The sequence below is a fragment of the Pedobacter vanadiisoli genome (genome assembly GCF_042684385.1).
Taxonomy (GTDB): Bacteria; Bacteroidota; Bacteroidia; order Sphingobacteriales; family Sphingobacteriaceae; genus Pedobacter; species Pedobacter vanadiisoli.
This window is the reverse complement of sequence record NZ_JBHULL010000010.1, coordinates 37,687-64,371: the sequence shown is the minus strand read 5'-3', so window position 1 is coordinate 64,371 and position 26,685 is coordinate 37,687. Positions and strand designations below refer to the sequence as shown.

At 39.6% G+C, this 26,685-nt stretch carries 26 protein-coding genes and 1 tRNA gene; 8 read left to right on the top strand and 19 right to left on the bottom strand.

All coding sequences use genetic code 11. The features are described 5' to 3' along the window. The first annotated feature begins 12 nt into the window (after positions 1-12). Positions 13-828 (top strand): outer membrane beta-barrel protein, encoded by an 816-nt coding sequence (locus tag ACFSR6_RS13460; protein WP_379079742.1) that lies wholly within the window; start codon positions 13-15, stop codon positions 826-828. A 178-nt stretch (positions 829-1,006) separates the two neighbouring features. Continuing rightward, positions 1,007-1,999: an ABC transporter ATP-binding protein gene (locus ACFSR6_RS13455; protein ID WP_379079740.1), complete on the top strand. Its 993-nt coding sequence runs from the start codon at positions 1,007-1,009 to the stop codon at positions 1,997-1,999. Positions 2,000-2,012: 13 nt separating this feature from the next. Here the strand turns inward: ACFSR6_RS13455 and ACFSR6_RS13450 are convergent, their stop codons facing one another. Then, the gene (locus ACFSR6_RS13450) at positions 2,013-2,426 is read right to left on the bottom strand and encodes a hypothetical protein (RefSeq protein ID WP_379079738.1); all 414 of its coding nucleotides are present in this window, start codon (positions 2,424-2,426) and stop codon (positions 2,013-2,015) included. Positions 2,427-2,561: 135 nt separating this feature from the next. Between ACFSR6_RS13450 and ACFSR6_RS13445 the strand changes: the two genes are divergently transcribed. Next, on the top strand, positions 2,562-3,122 hold the full coding sequence (locus ACFSR6_RS13445; protein WP_379079736.1) for a DUF4230 domain-containing protein: 561 nt from the start codon (positions 2,562-2,564) through the stop codon (positions 3,120-3,122). A 153-nt stretch (positions 3,123-3,275) separates the two neighbouring features. Here the strand turns inward: ACFSR6_RS13445 and ACFSR6_RS13440 are convergent, their stop codons facing one another. The 16 genes from ACFSR6_RS13440 to ilvE all read right to left on the bottom strand — a co-directional run bounded on the left by ACFSR6_RS13440 (position 3,276) and on the right by ilvE (position 20,104). Then, the gene (locus tag ACFSR6_RS13440) at positions 3,276-3,626 is read right to left on the bottom strand and encodes a cupin domain-containing protein (RefSeq protein ID WP_379079734.1); all 351 of its coding nucleotides are present in this window, start codon (positions 3,624-3,626) and stop codon (positions 3,276-3,278) included. A 170-nt stretch (positions 3,627-3,796) separates the two neighbouring features. Next, entirely contained in the window at positions 3,797-5,047 is a 1,251-nt protein-coding gene (ilvA, locus tag ACFSR6_RS13435) for a threonine ammonia-lyase IlvA (RefSeq protein ID WP_379079732.1), read from the bottom strand. Between the two features lie 230 nt (positions 5,048-5,277). Further along, positions 5,278-6,438 (bottom strand): 2-isopropylmalate synthase, encoded by a 1,161-nt coding sequence (locus ACFSR6_RS13430; RefSeq protein WP_183768304.1) that lies wholly within the window; start codon positions 6,436-6,438, stop codon positions 5,278-5,280. Positions 6,439-6,448: 10 nt separating this feature from the next. Further along, a complete protein-coding gene (gene leuB / locus ACFSR6_RS13425) occupies positions 6,449-7,540 on the bottom strand; it encodes a 3-isopropylmalate dehydrogenase (RefSeq protein WP_379079730.1) in 1,092 nt (363 codons plus the stop codon). Between the two features lie 4 nt (positions 7,541-7,544). Then, positions 7,545-9,005 carry an ATP-binding cassette domain-containing protein gene (locus tag ACFSR6_RS13420; protein ID WP_379079728.1) on the bottom strand — a complete coding sequence of 487 codons (1,461 nt, stop codon included), beginning with the start codon at positions 9,003-9,005 and terminating at the stop codon, positions 7,545-7,547. Further along, the gene (gene leuD, locus ACFSR6_RS13415) at positions 9,005-9,589 is read right to left on the bottom strand and encodes a 3-isopropylmalate dehydratase small subunit (RefSeq protein ID WP_379079726.1); all 585 of its coding nucleotides are present in this window, start codon (positions 9,587-9,589) and stop codon (positions 9,005-9,007) included. Before leuD ends, ACFSR6_RS13420 begins: the two co-directional genes overlap by 1 nt. A 121-nt stretch (positions 9,590-9,710) precedes the next feature. Further along, complete coding sequence (locus tag ACFSR6_RS13410; protein WP_379079724.1) at positions 9,711-10,013, bottom strand: antibiotic biosynthesis monooxygenase family protein; 303 nt, start codon at positions 10,011-10,013, stop codon at positions 9,711-9,713. A gap of 97 nt (positions 10,014-10,110) precedes the next feature. Next, entirely contained in the window at positions 10,111-11,523 is a 1,413-nt protein-coding gene (leuC, locus tag ACFSR6_RS13405; RefSeq protein ID WP_183768314.1) for a 3-isopropylmalate dehydratase large subunit, read from the bottom strand. A gap of 109 nt (positions 11,524-11,632) precedes the next feature. After that, positions 11,633-13,114 carry a ketol-acid reductoisomerase gene (ilvC, locus tag ACFSR6_RS13400; RefSeq protein WP_379079722.1) on the bottom strand — a complete coding sequence of 494 codons (1,482 nt, stop codon included), beginning with the start codon at positions 13,112-13,114 and terminating at the stop codon, positions 11,633-11,635. A 103-nt stretch (positions 13,115-13,217) separates the two neighbouring features. Further along, positions 13,218-13,679: a DinB family protein gene (locus ACFSR6_RS13395; protein WP_379079720.1), complete on the bottom strand. Its 462-nt coding sequence runs from the start codon at positions 13,677-13,679 to the stop codon at positions 13,218-13,220. Between the two features lie 7 nt (positions 13,680-13,686). Beyond that, entirely contained in the window at positions 13,687-14,064 is a 378-nt protein-coding gene (locus ACFSR6_RS13390) for a glyoxalase superfamily protein (RefSeq protein WP_379079718.1), read from the bottom strand. A 116-nt stretch (positions 14,065-14,180) separates the two neighbouring features. Then, on the bottom strand, positions 14,181-14,819 hold the full coding sequence (ilvN, locus tag ACFSR6_RS13385; protein WP_379079716.1) for an acetolactate synthase small subunit: 639 nt from the start codon (positions 14,817-14,819) through the stop codon (positions 14,181-14,183). 39 nt (positions 14,820-14,858) lie between these two features. After that, positions 14,859-16,607, bottom strand: coding sequence for a biosynthetic-type acetolactate synthase large subunit (gene ilvB, locus ACFSR6_RS13380; protein WP_379079714.1), 1,749 nt, complete (start codon positions 16,605-16,607; stop codon positions 14,859-14,861). Between the two features lie 21 nt (positions 16,608-16,628). Beyond that, positions 16,629-17,195, bottom strand: coding sequence for an ORF6N domain-containing protein (locus ACFSR6_RS13375; RefSeq protein WP_379079712.1), 567 nt, complete (start codon positions 17,193-17,195; stop codon positions 16,629-16,631). Between the two features lie 47 nt (positions 17,196-17,242). Further along, positions 17,243-18,925 (bottom strand): dihydroxy-acid dehydratase, encoded by a 1,683-nt coding sequence (gene ilvD / locus ACFSR6_RS13370; RefSeq protein WP_379079710.1) that lies wholly within the window; start codon positions 18,923-18,925, stop codon positions 17,243-17,245. A gap of 288 nt (positions 18,926-19,213) precedes the next feature. Then, the gene (ilvE, locus tag ACFSR6_RS13365) at positions 19,214-20,104 is read right to left on the bottom strand and encodes a branched-chain-amino-acid transaminase (protein ID WP_379079708.1); all 891 of its coding nucleotides are present in this window, start codon (positions 20,102-20,104) and stop codon (positions 19,214-19,216) included. 690 nt (positions 20,105-20,794) lie between these two features. Between ilvE and ACFSR6_RS13360 the strand changes: the two genes are divergently transcribed. Beyond that, positions 20,795-21,757, top strand: coding sequence for an alpha/beta fold hydrolase (locus ACFSR6_RS13360; RefSeq protein WP_379079706.1), 963 nt, complete (start codon positions 20,795-20,797; stop codon positions 21,755-21,757). Between the two features lie 66 nt (positions 21,758-21,823). Here the strand turns inward: ACFSR6_RS13360 and atpC are convergent, their stop codons facing one another. Together atpC and atpD are read right to left on the bottom strand one after the other, a co-directional pair. Then, positions 21,824-22,069 (bottom strand): ATP synthase F1 subunit epsilon, encoded by a 246-nt coding sequence (gene atpC / locus ACFSR6_RS13355; RefSeq protein WP_121950542.1) that lies wholly within the window; start codon positions 22,067-22,069, stop codon positions 21,824-21,826. An 81-nt stretch (positions 22,070-22,150) separates the two neighbouring features. After that, positions 22,151-23,653 (bottom strand): F0F1 ATP synthase subunit beta, encoded by a 1,503-nt coding sequence (atpD, locus tag ACFSR6_RS13350; RefSeq protein WP_113950938.1) that lies wholly within the window; start codon positions 23,651-23,653, stop codon positions 22,151-22,153. Positions 23,654-23,814: 161 nt separating this feature from the next. On the opposite strand from atpD, the gene ACFSR6_RS13345 reads away from it, so the two are divergent. From ACFSR6_RS13345 to ACFSR6_RS13330, 4 genes are all read left to right on the top strand, one after another. Beyond that, positions 23,815-24,723, top strand: coding sequence for an SDR family oxidoreductase (locus tag ACFSR6_RS13345; RefSeq protein WP_379079703.1), 909 nt, complete (start codon positions 23,815-23,817; stop codon positions 24,721-24,723). Between the two features lie 85 nt (positions 24,724-24,808). After that, on the top strand, positions 24,809-25,273 hold the full coding sequence (locus tag ACFSR6_RS13340) for a redoxin domain-containing protein (protein WP_379079701.1): 465 nt from the start codon (positions 24,809-24,811) through the stop codon (positions 25,271-25,273). A 99-nt stretch (positions 25,274-25,372) separates the two neighbouring features. Beyond that, positions 25,373-25,446 (top strand) — tRNA-Arg (locus tag ACFSR6_RS13335). 436 nt (positions 25,447-25,882) lie between these two features. Then, the gene (locus tag ACFSR6_RS13330) at positions 25,883-26,677 is read left to right on the top strand and encodes a hypothetical protein (RefSeq protein ID WP_379079699.1); all 795 of its coding nucleotides are present in this window, start codon (positions 25,883-25,885) and stop codon (positions 26,675-26,677) included. Positions 26,678-26,685 lie beyond the last annotated feature (8 nt).

Sequence of the window (26,685 nt, the reverse complement as noted above, 5' to 3'; positions counted from 1 at the left end):
AAACACACAGATATGAAACGTCTAATATTAACAACACTTTTGGTAAGCGGGCTTGCCGGTGTTATGGCTACAGGTGCTTTTGCACAACAAGATACAGTGGTAAAAGATACTGTGATCAAAAAGAAAGCAAAATACACCATAAATATTGGTGGTGGCAATTTGATCACGAAAAAAACAGATTCTTTGGATAAGGCAAAAAAAGGCCGCTTTGTGGGTGGAGTTACCTTTACCAGGGTTGATTGGGGTTTCTCCAGGTTAATCGATAACGGAAGCTTTAATTTATCACCAAATAACGATTTTTTGGATTACAAAGGTGGAAAAACCAGTACTTTCTCTTTTGATATCTTACAGTTTGGCTACCGTTTTAACCCTAACTTTAAGGTGTATGTAGCCGGTGGTTTCGACTGGACTTTGATCCGTTTGAGAAAAGACATCACCATTGCCAAAAACACGAATGAGTTTGTGTACACCGATCAGTCGCCGGTACATTTTTCTAAAAACCGTTTCTCGAGCAGTTATGTACACATCCCACTAAATTTCGAGTTCCGTACGAAAGAAAATAGTCACGGCAAAAGGTTTTACCTGGTTTTAGGTCCGGAAGTAAGCTTCTTGCTGAACGGAAAGATCAAACAAATCAGTGCTGAGCGTGGCAAAGAAAAGCAGTACGATAGCTATCACTTTCAGTCAGCACGTTATGGTGGTACAGTTAGGTTTGGTTACGGGGGCTTGGGTCTGTTTACCAAATATTATTTCAACGATATGTTTACTACCGAACAGCAGGCTGGTTTAAAGAACATGAGTTTCGGGGTTACTTTTGGGTTAAACTAGCCTCTAAATCTCCTAAAGAAGACTTATTGCACAAATGAACAGATCCTGTTTCGGTTAGGCGAGACAGGATTTTTTATTTAGCAGTTTTTAAGCATTAAACAATGTGTTTAATATGCCTTTGTAATTTTGCTTTCGGCTTTAGTCTTTCTGCTTTAAGCTTATTCACTATCTTTACTGCGTGAGCAATACCTTAATCAGCGTTAAAAATTTAACCAAGCAATATCAGGCAGAACAGGCCGGTGGCATTAAAAATGTAAGTTTCGATATCAACAGAGGCGATGTGGTAGCTATAATTGGCGAGAGTGGCAGTGGAAAATCGACCTTGCTTAAATCCATATACGGACTGTTAAAAACAGATGAAGGAGAAATCTATTTCGAAGATAAGCGTGTTAAAGGGCCAGATGAACAACTGATACCCGGCCATAAGCAAATGAAAATGGTTACGCAGGATTTTTCGCTGAATATTTATGCGAAAGTGTACGATAACATTGCCTCACAGTTATCGAATACCGACCTGAAAACCAAAGCCGAAAAAACTTTGGCCATTATGGAACACCTGCGGATTTTACCGCTCCAGAATAAGAAAATTATCGAACTGAGCGGTGGCGAACAGCAACGTGTAGCTATTGCCAAAGCCATGGTTTCAGATACGCAGGTACTACTTTTAGATGAACCCTTTAGTCAGGTTGATGCCTTGCTTAAAAATCAGTTACGTGCCGATATTAAACGCATAGCAGCCGAAACCGGCGTAACGGTAATATTGGTATCGCACGATCCGGCCGATGGCTTATTCCTGGCCGATCAGCTGTTGATTTTAAAAGGTGGGGAGTTACTGCAGACTGGCAGGCCGGTAGATATTTACCAGCATCCGGCCCATATTTATACCGCCCAGATTTTAGGCAATGCCGTGGTATTACCAGCTGCTGATGCTGAGAAAATCGGTTTAAAAACACAAAAAGAATTTGTGGTGTTCTATCCCGAATGGGCAGAGGTGAGCAATAACTGGAGCAGCAGGCGCTACGAAGTAAAAGATGTGTATTACAAAGGCTTTTATGATGAATTGCTGGTAGAAAGAAATGGTGTAGCCATCCGCGCTATACAGCTGAACAGGGGTGAGCATAAAAAAAACGACTACGTTCAGTTGAACATTAGTCGTTTTTTAGAGTTTTAAATATCGTTAAAGTTTAATTTCCAGCGTAATCTGATGGAATGATCACCACTTTTACTAAAGTATTATAGTTGGGTGGCACTGTAGCTGTCAAATTATTAGTATCCTGAACGTCGAACCTTAAACCGCCGTTGTAAACTTTAAAGCTAAAAGCATTGTAATTAAAAGTGTAAGGTAATTGAATATCGCCATTCGGGTCATTAGGATGTTCGAAATAAACCAATACTCCTTCATCGTCCAGTGTTACTCCATCAATTGCAGATAATGATTTATTTACAGAGTAACTTCCATTGGCGTTACGTAGCCATTCATTTGAATTAATCGTGAAATTATAAGTTTTAGCCCTTAATTCTTGATAAACAGTTTCTTTCTTGCAAGAAGCCAGACCTAGTGTGGCAATGCAAAGCATTAGGATGGTAAGTTTTTTCATGTTGATTAGTTTTTATTTGTGTGTGATTTTGATATTACAAATCTTCTGCCAAAAAATGCCACAATCTATTTATGGATTAATTATTGTACAGTTAGCTATAAATATCAATCGTAAATTTGCATTTATTCTCATCATATGAAGCTCTTTTTTCGCCTTCTGCCCTGGTTAATTTTAGTGGTTGCCGGGTATTTATTTATCTCTAAAAAGTTTAGCATTAATACCTCGGTCGAAAGTAAACACCAGCTTTTGGTAGAAAAAATTGAGGCTATTGGTAAATTGGAACTGGTCCGGTACCAGATCAGCGATGTTTTAGAACATAAAAATAAAACTGATTTTTTGCCCGAAGCGAGTGTTTTATTGATTGTTAAGGCTGAAGCAGTGGGTTGTATCGACCTGACCAAAATTACCAGGGAAGATATCGGTATAGATGCGGACACTGCTGTAGTAAATTTGCCACAGCCAGAAATCTGTTATGTAAAAATAGACCACAAAAACTCGCGCGTTTACGATACCAAAATGGCTTTTTTCCGGGAGGCCAGTCTGGTAGATGAAGCATACAAAGCAGCCGAAAGACAAATTACTGCTGAAGTTAAAAAATCGAGTATTTTAGCGCAGACTAAAATTAATTCAACAACCGTACTTAAGCCGGTTATTGAAGGCTTAGGGTACAAGAATGTGAAGTTTACTTTTGAGTAGGGTTATTGGTTAGGGTTTAGGGGTTAGAAGGGTAGGTTCAGGCATCGTCACCCTGAATTTAGTTCAGGGTCTGGTGAAAGGTATAATATTAAGGCTTCGCAGGTCTGCATGATAGATGCTGAAATAAATTCAGCATGACGATTGATTAAAAATCTATTTCAAAAAATCTTCCCTGTGCGGGTTAAAAACATCAACGAGTAATCCTGCTTTCAAACATAACACACCATGAAATACGTTCGATGGTGCAAAGAATACGTCTCCTTCATTCAACACCTTTTTATCATCGCCCATCGTTACTTCAAAACTTCCTTTGGCTACATAGCTCATCTGTAAATGTGGGTGATTGTGGATGGTACCAATGGCGTCTTTTTCAAATTCCACTTTAACCAGCATCAGGTTGTCATCGTAAGCCATGATCTTGCGTTTAACGCCTGCGCCTAAATCTTCCCAATCGATATCGCTGTCGGAAATTAATGCCTGGTTGCTTAAGTCTTTGAAATTCATTTTTTATAAGTTAGGGCATGTTGAGCCTGTTGAAACACCTACAATTGTCCTTCAAGAGGCTCCAAGATTAACGAATTACTAAATCTATCGTCATCTCGACTGAAACGTAGTGTAATGAAGAGATCTATGCTTCGCTGCATTTCACTCGAAATGACGGATATATTTAATCCTTAAACCAAATACTCAAACAGTGTCTGATCCTGGTTCAGTTCAATAATTTCAAATTTAAAGTCTTTCATGCGTTGCAATAAGCTGGCATAATCGTTTTTATTGGAAAGTTCAATACCCACCAATGCAGGGCCATTTTCTTTATTCGTTTTTTTAATGAACTCGAAACGGGTAATATCATCCTGCGGACCTAAAACTTCGTTCACAAATAACTTTAATGCACCTGGTCTTTGGGGGAAACGTACAATGAAATAGTGTTTCAAACCTTCGAAGAGTAAAGATTTCTCTTTAATCTCCTGCATGCGTTCTATATCGTTGTTTCCGCCACTAACGATACAAACTACCGTTTTACCTGCGATCTGGTCTTTAAGCTGATCTAATGCAGCCACAGATAATGCTCCTGCAGGTTCAACTACAATGGCATCTTCATTATAAAGTTTTAATATCGTGGTACAGATTTTTCCTTCAGGGATCAGGTGCATCTGATCAAGAAGTTCCTTGCAATATTCGTAAGTGATATGGCCGATCCTTTTTACGGCAGCACCATCTACAAAACGGTCTATTTCTTCTAAAGTATAAGGACCGCCGTGTTCCATGGCCGCAACCATAGATGGTGCGCCGAGTGGTTCAACGCCTACCAGTTTTACATCTGGTTTAACGGTTTTCATGTAAGCGCTCACGCCCGAAGCCAAACCACCTCCGCCAACAGGCATTACAATGATGTCTAAATCCGGAAGGTCTTCGTAAATCTCCATTCCAACGGTCGCTTGTCCTTCAATTACTTTTTCATCATCAAAAGGAGGGATAAAAGTAGCTGATTTTTCGGCACTATAGGCCAGGGCTTCTTTCAAACAATCGTCGAAAGTATCGCCAACCAAAACCACCTCTACATTATCGCCACCAAACATATAAGTTTGTTTCACCTTTTGTTTAGGGGTAATTTCAGGCATGAAAATAACGCCCTTAATCCCCATTTTTTTGCATGAATACGCCACACCCTGTGCGTGGTTACCAGCACTTGCACAAACCACACCATTAGTTAAAGCATCCTGCGGCAACGAACTGATTTTGTTGTACGCACCACGTAGTTTGTATGAACGTACAATTTGAAGATCCTCTCTTTTTAAATAAATATTGGCATTGTAATGAGCAGAAAGTCCGGCGTTGAATTCTAAAGGTGTACGTTTTACCACACCTTTCAGTCTTTGAAATGCAGATTGAAAATCCAGTGTTTTCGGTGTTGTTGTATTCATTGTTGTAGTATCAAGTAGAGAAGCAGTATTGCTAAGAATTAAGTATCGAATAGCAAGACTAATATCTCTTATATATTTTTGTAAAGCAGGGTTCGGTGTCCTATCGGTTGCAGCTGTCCTGCTTTACATTTTATTCCGCTGCGCTTCATGTTCATTCCAATCAGGTTTATTAAGCTTAAGTCAATACGTTAAACTAAACGCTAATTGCCTAACCCTAAACCCTCACTGTATTAAGCTAAATGTAAAGCAACCAGTTGATTTAAATCGTGGTCATTAATGCCCTGTTTGCTATCAGCTAAGACCAAAAATTGTTTATAAACAATATCAAGGTGGTCTTTTTCCAATTTATGACCCAAGCGGTCTAAATGGTGTTTTAAAGCATGGCGGCCACTTCTGGCTGTTAATACAATAGTGGCATCAGGGAAACCAACATCTTCCGGTCTGATGATTTCATAATTTTCGCGGTTTTTTAAGAAACCATCCTGGTGTATACCCGAGCTGTGCGAAAATGCATTGGCCCCAACAATGGCTTTGTTAGGCTGTACCGGCATGTTCATCTGGTTTCTCACCGTATGGCTGATATCGTAAAACTGCGTCGCATCAATACTGGTGTTTAAGCCCAGTACTTTGTGTGTTTTTAAAATCATCACTACTTCCTCCATGGAGGTGTTACCTGCGCGCTCGCCAATACCATTAATGGTACATTCTACCTGGCGGGCACCGTTTTGTAAGCCGGCAATAGAGTTGGCGGTAGCTAAACCCAAATCGTTATGGCAGTGAACCGAAATAATGGCATTATCGATGTTTTTAACATTTTCTTTTAAGAAAAGGATTTTAGAACCGTATTGGTCTGGGAGACAATAACCGTTGGTATCCGGAATATTTACTACGGTTGCGCCTGCTGCAATTACAGCTTCGACCATTTTAGCCAAAAATTCGATATCGGCACGACCGGCATCTTCTGCGTAAAACTCGACATCTTCAACATATTTTTTAGCATATTTTACCGCTTCAACTGCACGCGCAAGGATATCTTCGCGGGTACTGTTAAATTTATGTTTGATATGGAAATCAGAAGAACCGATTCCGGTGTGGATACGCGGCCTTTTTGCATAACGTAATGCATCTGCAGCCACATCGATGTCATTTTTGTTTGCGCGTGTTAAAGCACAGATAATCGGGTTGGTTACTGCTTTTGATAGTTCGATTACGCTGTTAAAATCTCCAGGGCTTGATACCGGGAAACCAGCCTCAATCACATCAACCCCTAAAAGTTCGAGTGATTTTGCGATTTCTACTTTTTGGTTTGTATCTAATTGGCAGCCTGGAACCTGCTCCCCGTCACGTAAGGTCGTGTCGAAAATATAAACTTTGTTAGGGTCGTGAATCATAATCTTAGGTTTAGGAGGTGATTAATTTTTGTGATAAGAACTTTAATACCAGTTTCCCCATTTCGGCGGTACCCAAAACTTTAAAACGGTTAGTATTTTGATCGGCAATATCATGTGTTCTAAAGCCTTCTTTCAATACCTGGTCGATGGTATCAACCAATAATTTGGCTTCTTCTTTTAGTCCGAATCCAATTTCTAACATTAATGCGGCAGATAGGATAGAAGCCAGCGGATTGGCAACATCTTTACCGGCAATATCGTGTGCAGAACCGTGGATCGGTTCGAAGAAACCGGTGCTTTCACCAACTGATGCCGAAGCCAGCATACCCATTGAACCTGCAATCTGTGAAGCCTCATCGGTTAAAATATCACCAAATAAATTGGCAGTTAAAACCACATCGAACTTTTTAGGATTTTTGATAAGTTGCATGGCTGCATTATCAATAAACATGTGCTCGGTTTCTACATCAGGATATTGTTTGGCAATTTCCTGAACAGTTTCGCGCCACAGGCGTGAACTTTCCAAAACATTGGCTTTATCTACAGAACATAACCTTTTGTTACGTTGCTGCGCAGCCTGATAGGCTTTATGGGCAATGCGTTCTACTTCGTAGCGGTGGTAGATCATTAAATCTGAAGCCGTGTTTCTGTCTTCAGAGCGTGTTTTCTCACCAAAGTAAACATCGCCGGTTAATTCGCGGAAAAATAAAATATCGGTTCCTCTTAAAATTTCGGGTTTAATGCTCGATGCCTGGAGAAGTTCATCAAATAGTAATATCGGGCGGAGGTTGGCAAATAGCCCCAGTTCTTTACGGATTTTTAACAGCCCTTGTTCTGGCCTAACTTTTAAACTCGGGTCATTGTCGTATTTGGCGTGGCCAATAGCACCAAATAAAATAGCATCGCTTTGTCTTGCTTTTTCTAAAGTTGTATCTGGCAGGGGTTCGCCGGTAACTTCAATAGCCGCATGGCCCATTAAAGCTTCTTCAAAAATAAATTCGTGGCCGAAAATTTCTGCAATTTTTTCTAATGCTGCTTTTCCCCAAGTGGTGACTTCGGGTCCGATACCATCTCCAGGTATTACTAAAATGTTCTTCTTCATTGTACTAAACGTTTTCTAGTATAGTTTCGACGACTTTTACCTCGCCTTTTTCTAACAATATTCTTTTTTCTATGCAGGTTGGCAGCTGCGATTCAAAATGGCCAACATAAATCAGGGTCATCCCATTGCTGCATAATTCATCAACCAGCCGGTTAAAATGCCTCGTTTGCTGTTGGTCTAAGCCCTGGCAAGGTTCATCCAGAATTAACAATTCCGGATTTTTTATAATCGTACGCGCCAGTAATACCAAGCGTTGTTTGCCCAGTGGCAGCGCATTTAATAATTCGTTTTTATTTTCGGTAAGGCCGAAGTAATTTATCAGTTCGTCTACCTGTGTGCTTTTTGTATAAGGCAACTGTTGGAACAAACCTACTGTATCGTAAAATCCGGAGGCGATACTTTGCCAAACGGTGGCAGTTGGATCGAAATACCAATGAAACTCGGGCGAGATTAGACCGATATGCTGTTTAATGTCCCATATACTTTCACCACTTCCACGCCTGTTGCCGAACAAGTAAAGTTCGTTGGCGTAAGATTGCGGATGATCGCCGTTTACGAGGCTTAACAGGGTAGATTTTCCAGAGCCGTTATGTCCCTGTAAAAGCCATTTTTCTCCGGCCTTTACTTCCCAGTTGATATTTTTAAGCACTTGTTTTTCGCCATAGCTAATGTTTACATTAACCATTTTAACAATGTCGTAAGAACTATAAACCGGCGATTCTTTTAAGAAATCAGGGATTTCTATTGAAGGATTTTCAATGTTGTTAGAACTTTCTAAGGCATCTACTTTAACCAGATTTCCATCAATTATCTCGGCAAAAGACTGGATACAGTTTGGTAGTTCGGGATCATTGCATACCAGGATCAGCTGTACCCCTTCCCCGGCAGCCTGATCTAAAAGGATATTCAGGTTTTTGCGTGAGGCAACATCTAAACCGGTGTAGGGCTGATCGATGATCAACAATTGTGGTTTAAGCCACAAAGCTTTAACCAGTTGAAGTTTTTTATGCTCGCCGCTGGATAATTCGATCAATTGCGAACTGGCGAATGTAGAAAAGCCCAAGGCTTCCAATATCGGTTCAACCTGATCTAGATGCAGCCCTTTTTCTTTTCCATAAGAAACCAATTCTGCATGGACGGTTAAGGTTTCTTTAGCCTGCTGACTGGTGTAACGCTGTTGATAATAAAAGTTGGCAACGCCCTCTAAATTCTTGAACTGGTACCAGCTTTCAACGTAAAGCACCTCACGAGGAAGTTTACTCTGTTCGTCAAAATCAATTTCTATGCTTCCCTGGTATGGAACCAGGCCTGCAATGGCTTTTGCAAAAGATGTTTTTCCTGTTCCGCTCTGGCCTCCGATGGCATAGCTTTCTCCAACATTCATTTCCCAATACAAATCCTTTAGCACCGCTTTGTTGTGGTAACTTAAATTTAAATGCTGTATGTAAACGAATGGTTTAAACATTACTTTGCCTGTTCGAATTCTTCAATTAATTTGGTTTGTGCCAGGATAAAGTCGATATCATCGTAGCCGTTTATCAGGCATGATTTTTTGTAAGGATTGATCTCGAAAGATTCTTTAGCACCGGTTTCTACAATGGTAACGGTTTGGTTTTCGAGATCAACTTCAAGTGCCGACTTTGGATCTTGCTCTACGGCTTTAAAAATCTGCGCCAGGAAATCATCACTTACCTGGATTGGCAATAAACCATTATTCAATGCATTGCCTTTAAAAATATCAGCAAAGAAACTGCTGATTACAGCATCAAAGCCAGCATCCTGAATGGCCCATGCGGCGTGTTCGCGGCTACTGCCGCAACCAAAGTTTTTTCCTGCAACTAAAACCTGCCCGCTATAGGTGGGGTTATTCATTACAAATTCTGGTTTTGGCGTATTATCGCCATTATAACGCCAATCGCGGAATAGATTCTCGCCAAAACCTTCGCGGGTGGTTGCTTTTAGAAACCTCGCCGGGATAATCTGGTCGGTATCAATGTTCTCTATGTTTAAAGGCACTACTGCCGATGTTAATTTCGTGAATTTTTTCATGTCAATTAGTATTAAGTAAGGATTATCAAGTAACGAGACTTGTATTCCACTTTATATCTTTATTCTTTAAGCCGTTGCTTAAGGGTGGTGATTTTTATGCCCCACGTTTCTATCCTCCACTTTAAGTCTTACAACGCTCTACTATCTCAAAGTGTTCAACTGTTGGAAAAGGATCATAAAAGTGATGCAATAACCGCTTCCAATCCTGATATGCCGCCGATTGCCTGAAACCTTCAGTATGCGCTTCGAGTGTTTCCCAGTTTACCAGCAAAATATATTTATTTTCTTCTTCTATACATTTTTGAAGCTGGTGTGAAATGTAACCTTTCATTGAAGAAATGATTTTCTGCGCTTGCTGAAAAACTTTTTCAAAATCGGCCGACAATCCGGTTTTTACATTAAGTATGGCAACTTCTAAAATCATAATTTAATTTTTTCGCCATTGCTACAGCATTAAGATTGCTTCGTGCCTCGCAATGACGATTTTTGACTATGGGTTTTAGCCTTAAACCTTCCGCCTTTTAACCTTCTACCTTTTCAAGCATTTCCCTTACGTCGGTAATTTTTCCGGTTACCGCTGCTGCTGCGGCAGTAAGTGGGCTGGCTAATAAAGTACGTGCATTTTGTCCCTGCCTACCTTCGAAATTTCTGTTCGATGTAGATACACAGTATTTACCTGCCGGGATTTTATCTTCGTTCATGCCCAAGCATGCACTGCAGCCGGGTTCGCGTAACTGAAAACCAGCAGCTTCGAAAATCTTATCCAAACCTTCGTTTTTAGCTTGCTGTTCTACTTGTTTCGATCCCGGAACAATCCAAACGGTAACGTTATCTGCTTTGCGTTTACCTTTAACAAAATCGGCAACTTCGCGTAAATCTTCAATACGTGAATTGGTACAGCTTCCGATGAAAACATAATCAATCGGTTTTCCGATCAGCGATGCGTTATCATCAAAGCCCATATAATCTAAAGCTTTTTTGTACGATACTTTTTCGGTTTCGGGCTGTGCTGCGGTTGCAGGGATATGTTCCTGAATACCCATGCCCATACCAGGATTGGTACCGTAGGTAATCATTGGTGCAATATCTGCCGCATCGAAAGTTAATACACTGTCAAATTTGGCATCAGCATCGCTGTATAAAGTTTTCCAGTATGCCAGGGCTTTATCCCATTCTTCGCCGGCCGGAGCAAACTCTCTTCCTTTAATGTAATCGAATGTAGTTTGATCTGGTGCTATTAAACCACCACGTGCACCCATTTCGATACTCATGTTACAGATGGTCATGCGGGCTTCCATGCTTAATGATTCGATTGCCGAACCTGCATATTCGATGAAATAACCGGTACCACCAGCAGCAGAAATCTGAGCAATGATGTATAAGATAATATCTTTTGCACCAACACCCGGACCGAGTTCGCCATTTACCTCAATTTTCATAGTTTTAGGCTTCGATTGCAATAAACATTGTGTTGCAAAAACCTGCTCAACCTGCGAAGTCCCGATACCAAATGCAATGGCACCAAAAGCCCCGTGGGTTGAGGTATGACTATCGCCACAAACCATTGTTTTACCGGGTAAAGTAATACCCAGTTCAGGACCGATAACGTGTACAATGCCCTGGAAAGGATGGCCTAAACCATACAGTTCGATACCAAATTCAGCACAGTTTTTGGTGAGCATATCTACCTGATAACGCGAAAGCTCTTCCTTAATCGGCAATAACTGATTTAAGGTAGGTACATTGTGATCGGCAGTAGCAACCGTTTGTTTCGGGCGGAAAACAGGTAAGCCTCTTTTACGCAAACCATCAAAAGCCTGCGGAGAGGTTACCTCGTGTATTAAGTGTGTATCAATGTATAAAATATCAGGAAACCCTTCCTCACTTTTTACCACATGTGCATCCCAAATTTTTTCTACTAATGTTTTTGACATCTTTGCTATTATTATTTAATGTTTGTCAGTCTGAGCTTGTCGAAGACTTTTTATTTATAGAAACAAAAAGAATTCCTTCGACAGGCTCAGGATAACATGTTTTTTGTTTCTATGCAGTTTTAATTGCTTTCATTGCAGTCATTGCTTTACGCAATGTGGCGCCGATTTGCTCCACCTGGTGCGAACGGATAGCTTCGTTAACCTCAATTAATTTCCTGTTATCTACTGCGCCGTCTTTACCTTCATTAAAGTTTTTACCAACTAAATCGGTGTCTACTTTTTTCATGAAATCACTCAAAAGTGGCTTACAGGCCTGATCGAATAAATAACAACCATATTCTGCGGTATCAGAAATTACACGGTTCATTTCGAACAATTTTTTACGTGCAATAGTATTGGCAATAAGAGGTGTTTCGTGTAACGATTCGTAGTAAGCCGATTCCGGTTTAATACCAGCCTGTACCATGGTTTCGAAAGCCAGTTCAACGCCGGCGCGCACAAAAGCAACCATTAAAGTATAGTTGTCGAAATATTCCTGCTCACCGATTTTAACATCACCTGCTGGTGTTTTTTCGAAAGCAGTTTCACCTGTTTCGGCTCTCCATTTTAACAGGTTTTTATCTCCGTTTGCCCAGTCTTCCATCATGATGCGGCTAAATTCGCCACTCATGATATCGTCCTGGTGTTTTTGGAACAATGGACGCATAATATCTTTCAGTTCTTCCGAAATTTCGAAAGCTTTGATTTTAGCAATGTTGCTTAATCTATCCATCATGGCTGTAATACCACCTTGCTTTAAGGCTTCTGTAATTACTTCAACACCGTATTGAACCAATTTAGAAGCGTAGCCTGCATCGATTCCCTTTTCTATCATTTTATCGAAAGATAGGATAGAGCCTGTTTGCAGTAAACCACAAAGGATGGTTTGCTCACCCATTAAATCAGATTTTACTTCCGCTACGAAAGATGATTTTAATACACCAGCTCTGTGTCCACCGGTACCTACGCAATATGCTTTAGCCTGTGCCAAACCTTTACCTTGAGGATCGTTTTCAGGGTGAACCGCAATTAGGGTAGGTACACCAAAACCTCTAACATACTCCGCTCTAACCTCACTACCAGGGCATTTAGGCGCCACCATAATCACGGTTAAATCTTTACGGATCTGCATACCTTCTTCAACGATGTTGAAACCGTGTGAGTATAATAAAGTTGCACCTTCTTTCATTAAAGGCATAATGGCATTTACCACTGCAGTGTGCTGTTTATCTGGGGTAAGGTTAATTACCACGTCAGCAGTTGGGATCAATTCTTCGTAAGTGCCTACTTTAAAGTTATTCTCGGTAGCATTTTTCCACGAATCTCTTTTACCTTCAATCGCTTCTTTACGCAATGTATAACTAACATCTAAACCGCTATCTCTTAAATTTAAACCTTGGTTTAAGCCTTGTGCTCCGCAACCTACAACTACCAGTTTTTTGCCTTTTAGTGCATTTACGCCGTCTAAAAATTCAGAACTGTTCATGAAGTCGCAAACACCTAATTGGTTTAATTTTTCTCTAAGCGGTAATGTGTTAAAATAATTTGCCATTGTTTTTATTGGTTAATTTCTATTTATTTATCGGGTTTTATATTTTCTTTCTTTCGGTTTGATTACGCTGATTTAGTGATTTCACCGATTCTTCTTTTTTACCTTATACCTTTTTCTTCAACGCATTGGCGTAACCAAAATGTACATTATCATGACCGATTGTGGTAATCAGTACCTCTTCAATACTGTTTAACTGTACACCGTAGGTTGCTGTTAAAAAAGGCGTAATGTTCGCAAACGTTCCTTTTGCATAATCACCTTTAATGGTTTCAATACTCGTTAAAGCTATAGCTTTCAGCTCTGCTACTTCTGCTTCGCTAACCGTATATGTTGGATTCGTGTCTTTTTTGTAAAACTCGTTAAACTTTACAGCGCTTGCATCCGGCCATATACCGGTACGAAAATAGCAAAGTGTTTGTGTGCTCACTACAATGTGGCCAAAGTTCCAGATGATGTTGTTGTTATAACCATCCGGAATTTTATTTAATTGTTCAATTGTTAAGCTATCAACCAACTTAATAAATGCCGTTCTTGAGCTGATAATAAATTCAAATATCTGATCCATTCTGCTGTTATTTTTCTTCTTCTGTTAACGTTTGGTTAAAGATTATTTTGTTGTAAAACGGATCGTTTACGGTTACCGCCCATGTGCCGTAAAATGTTTTTTCCAATCCGGGGCGGTTGTATTTATACTTTTTATCAATAATGGTTTTATGAAACTCTTTCAGCCCGGTACAATCTACAAAGACACCTGCACCCGGAGAACAGTCGCCATGGTGCTCACTTAAATGTAATTCGATACCATTAAGCGAAATCTGCATATAAACCGGGGCATTTTCTTCAAAAGTATGTTCCCAATCTATTTTAAAGCCAAGCCAGTTCACGTAAAACTCAATTGCTTTATCGTAATCGAATATTCTTAAAACTGGTATGGCCTTATTGCATTTCATATTTTTAGTTTACTATTATTGCGAGGCTGGGTTGTGTGAGCTGAAGTAATCTTATTCTGAATTCTTAAAAAGATTGCTCCGGCGTTCCTCCTTGCAAAGACGGATTTATTTTTGGATTACATGGTGAAAATCTTCTGTCCTTTATCTAAAAACTCGTTTTCTACCAGTTCTTCACCCGGTTCGACGGCTTCAAATTCTTTCAGCTTTTCGTGGAAACCAGCGCTATCTTTGATAATGGCAACCCTTGCCGAACGAACAAACTCTATTAATTCGTATGGTTCTAAAGCTTTTACAAGGGCATCAGTTTCTTCGCGGTGACCGGTAACTGCAAAAACCGTATAATCCTTACGGATTACTACCGCGCTGGCGCCATATTGTCTTAATAAGCGCTCAACGGTTACCCTTTCTGCAATTTCGTCGGTAGAAACTTTGTAAAGTGCCAGTTCCTGCCATATAATCTCGTCGTTGGTATTAAAATAAACCTTTAATACCTCGATCTGCTTCTCGATCTGACGGGCCAGTTTTCGTACTACTTCGTAACTTTCCTGGATCACGATATTGAAACGGTGGATACCATCAATTTCGGAAGGGGAGGTATTAAGGCTTTCGATATTAATCTTCCTTTTCGAGAAAATAATCGCAATCCTGTTTAATAAACCGATACGGTTTTCGGCATAAACCGTGATGGTGTATTCCTGCTTTCCGTCAAAGTCGGCTTTTGTTGTTTTATATTCTATTGTATTTTCAGTACTCATGATAATTTCTTTTTAACCTTGGTCTTCTGGCTTTTACCTTTATTTCAATCTGATTTCGCTTACACCCATTCCTTGTGGCACCATTGGGAAAACGTTATTTTCTCTGCCAACCATAACTTCAAGCAGGTAAGAACCTTCATGGTTAATCATGGTTTCCAATGCTGCTTTAAGGTTGGCTCGTTCGTCAACTTTAGCAGCTTCGATGTAGTAAGATTTGGCAAGTGCTACAAAATCAGGGCTGGTAATGTTTACAAAAGAATAACGCTTATCGTGGAATAACTGCTGCCATTGACGAACCATACCCAGGAAACGGTTGTTCAGGATCAGGATTTTTACCGCTGCACCGAACTGCATAATGGTACCGAGTTCCTGAGGGGTCATCTGAAAGCCTCCATCACCTATAATGGCGATAACGGTTTTATCTGGCGCACCATATTTAGCACCAATTGCGGCTGGTAAACCAAAGCCCATGGTACCTAAACCACCGGAGGTAATGTTGCTACGGGTATTGTTAAATTTAGCATAGCGGCAGGCTACCATCTGGTGCTGACCAACATCGGTAACGATTACAGCATCGCCACCACAGATTTCGTTGATGTTGCGCAATACTTCTCCCATGGTCATTTCATCGCCCGTTGGATACAGTTCAGGAGTAATGACCTGATCTATTTCTTGTTGGTTATATTCTTTGAATTTTGCCAACCAGTCTTCATGTTTATTTTCGTTAACTAAATTGGTTAACAGGGGTAATGTTTCTTTACAATCGCCCCAAACGCCAACATCAGCCTTAACATTTTTATCAATTTCAGCAGGATCAATGTCCAGGTGAATCACTTTAGCCTGTTTGGCATATTTATCTAAACGGCCGGTCACGCGGTCATCAAAACGCATACCGATGGCAATTAGCACATCACATTCGTTGGTTAACACATTTGGGCCATAATTGCCATGCATACCCAGCATACCTACGTTTAATGGGTGCGAAGTTGGAATAGCACCTTCGCCCATGATTGTCCAGGCGGCCGGAATTCCAGTTTTTTCGACAAAAGTCTTGAATTCTTGTTCTGCTTTACCTAATATAACACCCTGTCCGAATAAAATAAATGGTTTTTTTGCCGAATTAATCAACTCAGCCGCCTGCTCAATATATTCGATCCTTACTTTTGGTTTTGGAAGATAACTACGAATATGGTTACATTTTACATACTCAGGGAATTCTTCTATCTGGATTTGTGCATTTTTGGTAATATCGATTAAAACCGGGCCTGGTCTGCCACTTTTAGCAATGTAAAAAGCTTTAGCCAATACTTCCTGGATTTCTTTGGCATCAGTAACCTGGTAATTCCATTTGGTAACCGGGGTAGTGATGTTAATTACATCTGTTTCCTGAAAAGCATCGGTACCTAATAAATGAGCGAAAACTTGCCCGGTAATACAAACCAATGGTGTACTGTCTATCTGGGCATCGGCTAAACCGGTAACGAGGTTAGTGGCACCTGGCCCACTGGTTGCAAATACAACACCTACTTCGCCACTTGCCCTTGCAAAACCTTGAGCTGCGTGGATTCCGCCTTGTTCATGGCGGACCAATATATGTTCTAATTTATCGGCATAATCGTAAAGGGCATCATAAATTGGCATGATTGCGCCTCCCGGATAACCGAAAATGGTGGTAACACCTTCTTCAATTAATCCATTCAACAAAACCTGAGAGCCCGTTCCTTTAAAGGTTTTTGAGGTTTCTGCTTTCGCCCCGGTTTGTTGTATTGTTTCTTGTGCAGTTTCCATAGTTATGTTTTTGCGGTTCTACTATTCTTTAATTTTAAACCCAATTCTTTGTCTATCGTTCCATTTTAATTGAGCAATTTTTTCGTCGATCAGATTTTCCATCGCATCGTAAAGCTCATTTAACTGAACATCATGTTCACCAATCCGTTCCTTAATTTCTGTTAATTGTTCGTTTATGTTATTCTGTTTTAGCAAAACCTTCCGAACATCAACAAAGGCCCTCATAATGGCAATATTCATGTTAATTGCCTTATCGCTCTTTAAAACACCACTTAGCATGGCTACACCTTGCTCCGTAAAGGCATAGGGTAGATTACCTCTGTGTTTTTGCGAACCGGTCACAATTTGTGACCGGTTCGTGTTTATGTTGTTGCTTAGCAAACTATCCATTTGTGTAGCAATATCCTGCCACTCATAAGTAGTTAACTGAAACATAAAATCATCTGGAAAACGCTTCATGTTGCGTTTTACGGCTTGATTTAGTGCTTTCGTTTCAACTTCATAAAGCAACGCCAAATCGAAATCTAACATTACTCTTTCTCCCCGGATCTCATAAATCCTGTTCTGAATACTTTTAATTATCTGCATAATCTGTTTTTAGTAATCAAATGAATCGGGGATGATTTTTTTTGATTTTAGTATTCGTCGGTTACGCAACCACTGGCTGCATCCGATACTGTTTTAGCATATTTATATAAAACACCTTTTGTTACCTTTAATGCTGGCTGAACATAGTTCTTTCTCCGCTCGGCGATTACTTCTTCGCTCACTTTCAGGCTGATGATGTTGTTTACAGCATCGATCAGGATCCTGTCTTCATCTTCAACCAGGCCAATTAAACCACCCTTGTATGATTCGGGTGTAATGTGGCCAACCACGAAACCGTGTGTACCACCCGAGAAACGTCCATCGGTTATTAAAGCAACAGATTTACCCAAACCTGCGCCTATAATGGCCGAAGTGGGTTTCAGCATTTCGGGCATACCGGGAGCACCAACCGGACCTGCATTTTTAATCACAATTACATCGCCAGGCTGAACGCGACCACTTGAAATGCCTGCAATTAAATCGTGTTCACCATCAAACACTCGTGCCGGACCTTCAAATTTTTCGCCTTCCTTACCGCTGATCTTCGCTACAGAGCCTTTTTCTGCAAGGTTTCCATAAAGAATCTGTAAATGACCGGTTGCTTTAATAGGTTCGCTTAATTTTTGAACAATTTTCTGATCGTAATCCATAATGGATTTTACATCAGCTAAGTTTTCTGCTACGGTTTTTCCGGTTACGGTAAGACAGTCGCCATGTAATAAACCTTCATCTAATAAATATTTTAGTACAGCAGGGATACCTCCATACTGGTGTAAATCCTGCATTAAATATTTTCCACTAGGTTTAAAATCGGCAAGTACCGGTGTTACGTCACTCATTTTCTGGAAATCATCCTGTGTAATTTCTACACCGATGGCTTTGCCCATAGCGATAAAGTGCAAAACAGCATTGGTACTTCCACCTAGTACGATGATGGCACGGATTGCATTTTCGAATGCCTTTCTCGTCATGATATCAGATGGTTTAATATCTTTTTCCAATAAAACCCTGATGTATTTACCCGCGTCTAAACATTCCTGTTTTTTCTCAGGGCTTATGGCCGGGTTTGAAGAAGAATAAGGCAAACTCATTCCTAAAGCCTCAATAGCCGAAGCCATTGTGTTTGCCGTATACATGCCACCGCAGGCACCGGCTCCAGGGCAGGTATGTTTGATAATGCCCTGATAATCCTCTTCTGAAAGGTTACCGCAGATTTTTTGTCCCAATGCCTCAAAAGCCGAAACAATGTTCAATTCTTCACCTTTGTAATGGCCTGGCGCAATGGTACCGCCATAAACCATAATTGAAGGACGATTTAAACGGGCCATCGCCATAATGGCACCTGGCATATTTTTATCACATCCTGGGATAGCAATTACACCATCGTAATATTGACCACCGCAAATGGTTTCGATACTATCTGCAATTACATCGCGGCTTACAAGAGAGTAACGCATCCCATCGGTACCGTTACTCATTCCATCGCTCACGCCAATGGTATTAAAAACCAAGCCCACTAAATCATTTTTCCAGACCCCAGCTTTGACGTCTTTTGCAAGGTCGTTTAAGTGCATGTTACAGGTGTTACCATCGTAACCCATACTTGCAATACCGACCTGCGCTTTGTTCATATCAGCATCGGTTAAGCCGATTCCATAAAGCATTGCCTGTGCAGCTGGTTGTGTTGGATCTTGTGTAAATGTTTTACTGTACTTGTTTAATTCGCTCATTGTTTAAAATGTATATTCTGGGTTCTGTTAGTTGTAATATTTTGAGGCAAAAAAAAACCGCCTCATTTCGGAGGCGGTTTCGATAGGGTATATTTTATATTATTATACGCAACGATTTCCACCTCTCTTTTGAGAAATGACAATAATTAGGCTGCTAATAATGTTTGTGTTTATATTCATGTCGTCGACTGAACCACAAACATACTAACTTCTTGAATAATGCAAAGAACTATTTAACTGTATTTCTCTATTTTTTCCGCTTCGCGCTCCTGACTTTCAGGATTCCGGTTATATAATTACCTCGTAATTTACTTTTTCCAGTACCAGGTTTTTATAGGCCCTTTGTATAGTGTAGCCGATTGATTCGCGCCATAAAGGGCGGTAAACAATGTCATCAATTGAGGCTATACCGGCAATTTCTGTTGCTGTACCACATAAAAAAGCACTATCGGCATTTTTTAGATCTTCAACAGTGAGCTTTTTTTCGATGCATTCGATATCTAATACTGCACAAAGTTCTTTAACCGTTGCCCTGGTTATACCGGGTAAAATATTGCCTAATGAAGGGGTATATAATTTGCCGTCTTTTTCGAGGAAAATATTGGCGCCTGATGCTTCCGCAACAAAGCCATGCATATCCAATAATAATGCTTCATCATACCCCTTAATGTTAGCGGCAGTAGTAGCTAAAATAGAATTTACATAGTTGCCACTCAATTTCGCTTCCATCGGAGTTGATTTTGGATTTGGCCTCTCGTAATCAGAAATGGTTAAATTTAATAGTTTATTACCTGAATAAGCATCCCATTCCCATGCACAGATTAATATTGAAACGCCGGTAGGTTCGTTCAACTTCATGTTTGGATGGCAAAATACCAAAGGACGGATATAAGCATCTTTCAGTTTGTTCAACTGAAGTAGTTTATAGGTTGCCGCAATTAATTCCTGTTTATCCCATGGGAAAGGAATATTTGCCAGCTGACAGGAACGCTCCAGGCGGTCGAAATGGGCAGCAGCTTTGAAAATGCGGTTACCGTTATGCGTTTTATAGGCTCTAATACCCTCAAAAGCAGCATAACCGTAATGTAGCGACTGCCCATAAAGGTCAGTGCTGCTATTTACAGCCTTTTCAAACTTTCCGTCGAGGTAAATAATCGTATTAGAATTATAGTATTTCATCTGTTTATTTTGTTGTTTTTCAGTCAGATAGGGGCGTTAATGATTAAATAAGCATTTCGTTTTGTTATTTTGGTTTTTTAATCATTGATGCTTCATAATACTGTTGTGTTCTTATTTAAAAAAAAGCGTCCCGTTTATGTCAGGACGCTTTAAATATTCGTTTTATAAATTTATTTAAAAGCTGTCCATCTTCTTCCCTAGCAGGATATCTGCAAGTAGAAGGCTAATTAAAATGACTGGTAAGAGCACAACATTACCTGCTACATTTGTAGCTAATGCTGTTGTAAGTATGTTGTTCTGAACCGTCATGATTATCTTATAGTTTATAAAAACCAATTTAGTTTTTGGTTCATTAATATGCAAGAGAAATCAAAAAAAAGTTAAAACAGAATATAATTCTTATTTTTTGTTGATTTTCGGTATGATATTCTTGAATGGTGTTAAAATGGCTATTTAATGCCGACAGCTGTAGACTAAAAATCAAAACGGTATACGGTATGTTTATTATGCTTGCATTATAAATTTTTGAATATTCTGCCTAAAATGGGCGAAAGCCCTTGGGAAATTGAGAATTCGGAGGGTATTTTGATGTTACTTTTGGAAGTAATATTGAGTCTGTTGGAGGCTGATAATAAGTCTTTTCGCTATTAATTGAAAATAGTTATGTAAATTGATATTAGTAATATTCCTATGAAAATAACAGGTATCATTTTTATTGTTTTAGCTATGCTATTTACCGCTTGTTCTTCGCCAGACCGAAATGTGCACCTGGAAATGAGCAATCAAACTTTTATCACATCCGATAGTATAAAATTGGCAATAAAGGTTGCAGGTAAAGGCCCGGTTTGTATTTATCTGCATGGCGGCCCCGGTCAGGATTTTCTTTCCTTTGAAAAAATGGGAGGTTCGGAGCTGGAGAAATGCCTCACTATGATTTACCTCGATCAAAGGGGATCGGGGCATTCTCAAAATGCCAAAAATTATAGTTTAAACCGTGTAGTTCAGGATATAGAAGAGTTGCGCTTAAAATTGGGTGTTGAGAAAATATATTTACTAAGCCATTCATTTGGAGGTGTGCTGGCTATTAATTATGCATTAAAATATCCAGAGAATTTATCGGGGCTGATTATGGCGAATACAATAGCCCATTTTATGAATCCAGACCAGGTTCGGGAACAAATTGAATACGGATACCGCTTGTTGAATACCGATACGACTATAAATGAAGCGGATTTTAAAAAACTAATTAATGGAGCAGCATTGGTTAGAAAGAAGTTGAGTGCTGCACATCTTGGATATAAATATATTGCCAATAATGTAAATACCATTATTAAAATGGACAGTATCGAAAATTCTTATAGCCGCACATCTGATTTTGGTATGACCCTCTTTATGCCATTGGTTGATAGTACCAAGGTTCAGCGGTACCCTGAATATTTTAAAGACTATGCTTTATTGACGGGTAAAATTAAAACTCCGGCTTTAATCATAACAGGTGCCGAGGATCACGCCGTAGGACCAGATTATTACAAAAAATATAAGTTTGCCGATCAGAAAGTGGTACAGTTGGCGGGTTCGCACATGCTCTATTATGAAAATAATGAAGCATTTACCGCTGCGGTTTGTGGTTTTGTTAAGCAAGAGCAGAAATAAAAAAGCCTCCGGATTTTTAAATCGGGAGGCTTTTTGTTTCGTCATTCAGCATGACGAATAATTAGATTAAGCGATACCTTCGGCTAAAACCACAACTTTGTTATGGATAGCTTCAACTACACCGCCTTTGATAAAAAAGCGCTGCTCGTCGGTTTTGTTTGCTTTTATAATAACTTCTCCATCTTCTAAAGTAGAGATGATAGGGGCGTGGTCTTTTAAAATCTGAAAAGAACCTAAAGTACCAGGAACCGTAACCGCAGTTACTTCACCTTCGAAAACTTTTTTATCTGGAGTTAATATTTCTAAATTCATTTTGAATAGATTTGAGATTTGAGATACAAGATTTGAGACAAAGTCCCTCTCATATCTCATATCTAGTGCCTCACGTCTCTCTTAGTTCGCTTCTGCTAATAATTTTTTACCTTTTTCGATCGCATCTTCAATGCTACCAACTAAGTTAAATGCAGCTTCAGGGTACTCATCAACTTCACCATCCATAATCATGTTAAATCCTTTGATGGTATCTTTAATGTCTACCAATACACCTTTTAAGCCTGTAAATTGCTCAGCTACGTGGAAAGGTTGAGATAAGAAACGTTGAACACGACGTGCTCTTGATACAACCAATTTATCTTCTTCAGATAATTCGTCCATACCCAAGATCGCAATGATATCCTGTAATTCTTTATAACGTTGTAAAGTTTCTTTAACGCGTTGTGCAGTATTATAATGCTCGTCACCTAAAACGGCAGGAGAAAGGATACGCGAAGTAGAATCCAATGGATCTACTGCAGGGTAAATACCTAACTCAGCAATTTTACGTGAAAGTACTGTAGTAGCATCTAAGTGGGCAAATGTTGTTGCCGGAGCAGGGTCAGTTAAATCATCCGCAGGTACATATACTGCTTGTACTGATGTAATTGAACCACGTTTTGTTGATGTAATACGTTCCTGCATTAAACCCATCTCAGTTGCCAATGTTGGTTGGTAACCTACTGCTGATGGCATACGGCCCAATAGTGCCGATACCTCAGAACCTGCCTGGGTAAAACGGAAGATGTTATCAACGAAGAAAAGGATATCTTTTCCTGCACCTTCGCCATCACCATCACGGAAATATTCAGCAACAGTTAATCCTGATAATGCCACACGTGCACGTGCACCAGGAGGCTCGTTCATCTGACCGAAAACCAATGTTGCTTTAGATTCTTTTAATTTTTCGGTATCAACAGCGTTCAAATCCCATCCACCTTTTTCCATAGAATGCAAGAACTCGTCGCCATAGTTGATTACACCTGATTCGATAAACTCACGAAGTAAATCGTTACCCTCACGGGTACGCTCACCAACACCAGCAAATACTGATAAACCAGCATAAGCTTTAGCGATGTTGTTTACCAACTCCATGATCAATACCGTTTTACCTACACCAGCACCACCAAACAAACCGATTTTACCACCTTTAGCATAAGGCTCTAATAAATCGATTACTTTGATACCTGTAAAAAGCACCTCAGTTTCGGTAGATAAATCTTCAAACTTAGGAGGGGTTGCGTGGATAGGGCGGCCATCTGTTTTATCAACTGTGTTGATACCATCAATCGCTTCTCCAACTACATTAAATAAACGACCTTTAATCTGGTCGCCAACTGGCATTTTAATCGCAGCGCCAGTATCAACTACTTTCATACCACGAACTAAACCGTCCGTAGAGTCCATCGAAATAGCACGTACACGGTCTTCACCTAAGTGCTGTTGAACTTCTAAAACAATTTTTTGTCCATTTTCTTTCGTTATCTCTAACGCATCAAAAATTTTAGGTAGATGGGCATCATCAGCAAAGCTAACGTCAACCACAGGGCCGATAATTTGTGCTATTTTTCCTAAGTTAGGCATATCTGTTGTGAGTAAATTTATTACAGTCAATGAATTAAAGCTGTTTACAGGGGCTCCAATTCGGTTGGCAAAGTTAAGTTATTCTTACTGAATTTTAAATATATATTATAAAATTTTTTAATGAGGTTTTAAGAGGTAATTTAGGGGCTTATATCAGCAGTATGAAAACCATTTTAACAACAGGCAGCAATGGCCTTTTGGGACAGAAAATAACCGAAAAAGTTTTAAATGAGGGGCGTGTAAACCTGATTGCTACATCTAAAGGAGTAAACCGGTATCCTGTTAAAAATGGATATGTATATGAAGAAATGGATATACTGGATGCTGAACAGGTAAGGAGAGTTATTGAAAAATACAAACCTGATGCACTTATACATACTGCAGCGATGACGAACGTAGATACCTGTGAAATGAATAAGGAGCACTGTCTGCAGTTAAATGTAAATGCTGTTCGAACACTGTTAGCAATATGTGAAGAAAAGAATATCCGGTTGATTCATTTGAGCACTGATTTTGTTTTTGATGGCCAAGACGGGCCTTATGGCGAAGATGATGCTGTAAATCCGGTTAGTTATTATGGCAAATCGAAGGTATTGGCCGAGGAGCTGATCAAAAATTCAAAAGCAAATTATGCTATTTTAAGAACAATATTGGTATATGGTATCAGTAATGACATGAGCCGGAGCAATATTGTGCTGTGGGCCAAGGGGGCTTTAGAAAAAGCATCACCTATAAATGTGGTGAACGACCAATGGCGCATGCCAACCCTGGCCGAAGACCTGGCCGAGGCCTGCCTGCTGGCTGTTGAGAAAGATGCCAGGGGAATTTATCATATATCGGGTAAAGATTACATGAGTATTGCCGATTTAGTGAGAAAAGTTGCCGAATATTGGAAGCTGGATGATTCGTTTATTAATGAAGTGAGTTCTGCAAGCTTAAATCAGCCCGCTAAGCGGCCTGTTAAAACGGGATTTGTGCTGGATAAGGCAATTAAAGATTTAGGATACAATCCGCATTCTTTTGAAGAAGGATTGTTAGTTTTGGACCAGCAAATGAATAAAGCAAATTAGTTCATTTATTACTGGTTCATTAGGCAGATGATGCAGTAAATTAATTAAAGCAATTAAATATATTTAACTTATAAAAAAAACACAAATGGCATTACAAGTTGGCGATACCGCTCCTGATTTTAAATTATACAGTTCTGAATTAACAGAAGTTTCCCTATCTGGTTTTAAGGGCAAAAAAGTTATTATCCACTTTTTTCCGATGGCTTTTACCGGAACATGTACCGAGCAGTTATGTACCATGAGGGATAATTTTAGCTACTATGAAGGAATTAATGCACAGGTTATCGGTATTTCTGTAGATTCTCCTTTTTCGTTAGGTAAATTTAAAGAAGTACAAAACTACCAGTTCCCATTGTTATCTGATTTTAATAAAGAAGTATCAGCAGCTTATGGTGCTTTTTACGACGAATTTGTTTTCGGATTGAAAGGTGTTTCTAAAAGGGCTGCTTTTGTAATCGACGAAGAGGGAAAAATTGCTTACGCTGAAGTTTTGGAAAACGCAAAAGATCTGCCTGATTTCAAAGCAATTAATGATACATTAAGCGCATAAAACATAATTTGTAAAGAATTATTTTGAGATTTTTTTAAAATTTAATTGGAAATTAAAATATCAAATTATACCTTTGCAGTCCTTTAACGATACGGAAACGCATTCGTAGCTCAACTGGATAGAGCATCTCACTACGGATGAGAAGGTTTGGGGTTCGAATCCCTACGAGTGCACTAAAGGGAAGATTGAAAAATCTTCCCTTTTTTTGTTTATTTAAACAAATGTAATTACCTCATAATTAGGTAATTAATAGTTTTTAACTCTGGGTTGTTAGTGCTCGATAGATACCATTTCGCAGTAAATGCTTGAGCCGAATGCCAGATTAATAATTCCTGATTTCGAATATATTATTTATGGACCTTGATGTGGCTCTTCAGCTATAGCTTAATACCAAACCTGGTATGGGCTTTCTTTACACTGGTTTTATTGTGTTTGGAAAGTTATGGCAGAGCGATACACCTAGGGCTGTCAACGATATAAAGATTAGTTGCATTAATATATTCTTGATTTTATTGCCATGGTAAAGAAAATTTGGTAAATTGTATCACTGATATCGTGATATGGGCTTGAGATGAAAATTAACATACCATTAATATAAAACAAAAAGTTATGAGAAAATTATTTTCACTGGTAGTCATTATGGTTTTTTATATAAACCTGAGTTTTGCTCAAACTACTATACCTGCGCAATCAGGCTCAGCAAAAGCTAAAAAGGGAACTAAAGCGAATGCTAAAAAAGAAACGGAATCAACCAGTGGCGTTAAACTAAAAAAAGACGGCACGCCCGATAAACGTTATGCTTCCAAAACAGAAACAGCCCCTGCTGCTACAAGCAAGGCTGCACCAAGTCCAAACGCGAGTGGAGTAAGGTTAAAAAAAGATGGCACACCTGATAAACGTTATGCCTCTAAAACAGAAGCGGCCCCTGCTGCTGCAAGTAAAGCTGCACCAAGTCCAAACGCGAGTGGAGTGAGGTTAAAAAAAGACGGTACACCTGATAAACGTTATACTTCTAAAACAGAAGCGGCCCCTGCTGCTGCAAGTAAAACTGCGCCAAGTTCAAATGCTGATGGGGTGAGGTTAAAAAAAGATGGCACACCTGATAAACGTTATACTTCTAAAACAGAAGCAGCTCCTGCTGCTACAAGCAAAGCGGTGCCAGTTCCAAATGCTGATGGTGTAAAACTTAAGAAAGATGGTACACCAGATAAGCGTTACAGCGCAGCCAAAGAAAAAGCAGCCCCGGTAGTACAGGCTGAAAATTCAGCCACTACAAAGAATTATACACCTACGGTAGACAGAACACTATCTGGCCCGAATGGAGAGCAGGTAATGACAGGTCCCCGCGGCGGAAAATATTACATTAACAAGAACGGCAATAAAACTTATCTCAAAAAACAATAGTTTAAAAT

Coding starts and splice junctions, on each gene's coding strand:
- ACFSR6_RS13445 (WP_379079736.1), top strand. CDS start 2,562: ATGAAGCTCTTTTTTCGCCTTCTGCCCTGGTTAATTTTAGTGGTTGCC.
- ACFSR6_RS13440 (WP_379079734.1), bottom strand. CDS start 3,626: ATGAATTTCAAAGACTTAAGCAACCAGGCATTAATTTCCGACAGCGAT.
- ACFSR6_RS13395 (WP_379079720.1), bottom strand. CDS start 13,679: ATGGATCAGATATTTGAATTTATTATCAGCTCAAGAACGGCATTTATT.
- leuB (WP_379079730.1), bottom strand. CDS start 7,540: ATGAAGAAGAACATTTTAGTAATACCTGGAGATGGTATCGGACCCGAA.
- ACFSR6_RS13450 (WP_379079738.1), bottom strand. CDS start 2,426: ATGAAAAAACTTACCATCCTAATGCTTTGCATTGCCACACTAGGTCTG.
- ACFSR6_RS13460 (WP_379079742.1), top strand. CDS start 13: ATGAAACGTCTAATATTAACAACACTTTTGGTAAGCGGGCTTGCCGGT.
- ilvE (WP_379079708.1), bottom strand. CDS start 20,104: ATGAAATACTATAATTCTAATACGATTATTTACCTCGACGGAAAGTTT.
- ACFSR6_RS13430 (WP_183768304.1), bottom strand. CDS start 6,438: ATGATTCACGACCCTAACAAAGTTTATATTTTCGACACGACCTTACGT.
- atpC (WP_121950542.1), bottom strand. CDS start 22,069: ATGAATTTAGAAATATTAACTCCAGATAAAAAAGTTTTCGAAGGTGAA.
- ilvN (WP_379079716.1), bottom strand. CDS start 14,819: ATGAGTACTGAAAATACAATAGAATATAAAACAACAAAAGCCGACTTT.
- ACFSR6_RS13410 (WP_379079724.1), bottom strand. CDS start 10,013: ATGATTTTAGAAGTTGCCATACTTAATGTAAAAACCGGATTGTCGGCC.
- ilvB (WP_379079714.1), bottom strand. CDS start 16,607: ATGGAAACTGCACAAGAAACAATACAACAAACCGGGGCGAAAGCAGAA.
- leuC (WP_183768314.1), bottom strand. CDS start 11,523: ATGTCAAAAACATTAGTAGAAAAAATTTGGGATGCACATGTGGTAAAA.
- leuD (WP_379079726.1), bottom strand. CDS start 9,589: ATGAAAAAATTCACGAAATTAACATCGGCAGTAGTGCCTTTAAACATA.
- ACFSR6_RS13345 (WP_379079703.1), top strand. CDS start 23,815: ATGAAAACCATTTTAACAACAGGCAGCAATGGCCTTTTGGGACAGAAA.
- ACFSR6_RS13390 (WP_379079718.1), bottom strand. CDS start 14,064: ATGAAATGCAATAAGGCCATACCAGTTTTAAGAATATTCGATTACGAT.
- ilvA (WP_379079732.1), bottom strand. CDS start 5,047: ATGAATACAACAACACCGAAAACACTGGATTTTCAATCTGCATTTCAA.
- ACFSR6_RS13375 (WP_379079712.1), bottom strand. CDS start 17,195: ATGCAGATAATTAAAAGTATTCAGAACAGGATTTATGAGATCCGGGGA.
- ACFSR6_RS13420 (WP_379079728.1), bottom strand. CDS start 9,005: ATGTTTAAACCATTCGTTTACATACAGCATTTAAATTTAAGTTACCAC.
- atpD (WP_113950938.1), bottom strand. CDS start 23,653: ATGCCTAACTTAGGAAAAATAGCACAAATTATCGGCCCTGTGGTTGAC.
- ACFSR6_RS13340 (WP_379079701.1), top strand. CDS start 24,809: ATGGCATTACAAGTTGGCGATACCGCTCCTGATTTTAAATTATACAGT.
- ilvC (WP_379079722.1), bottom strand. CDS start 13,114: ATGGCAAATTATTTTAACACATTACCGCTTAGAGAAAAATTAAACCAA.
- ACFSR6_RS13360 (WP_379079706.1), top strand. CDS start 20,795: ATGAAAATAACAGGTATCATTTTTATTGTTTTAGCTATGCTATTTACC.
- ilvD (WP_379079710.1), bottom strand. CDS start 18,925: ATGAGCGAATTAAACAAGTACAGTAAAACATTTACACAAGATCCAACA.
- ACFSR6_RS13330 (WP_379079699.1), top strand. CDS start 25,883: ATGAGAAAATTATTTTCACTGGTAGTCATTATGGTTTTTTATATAAAC.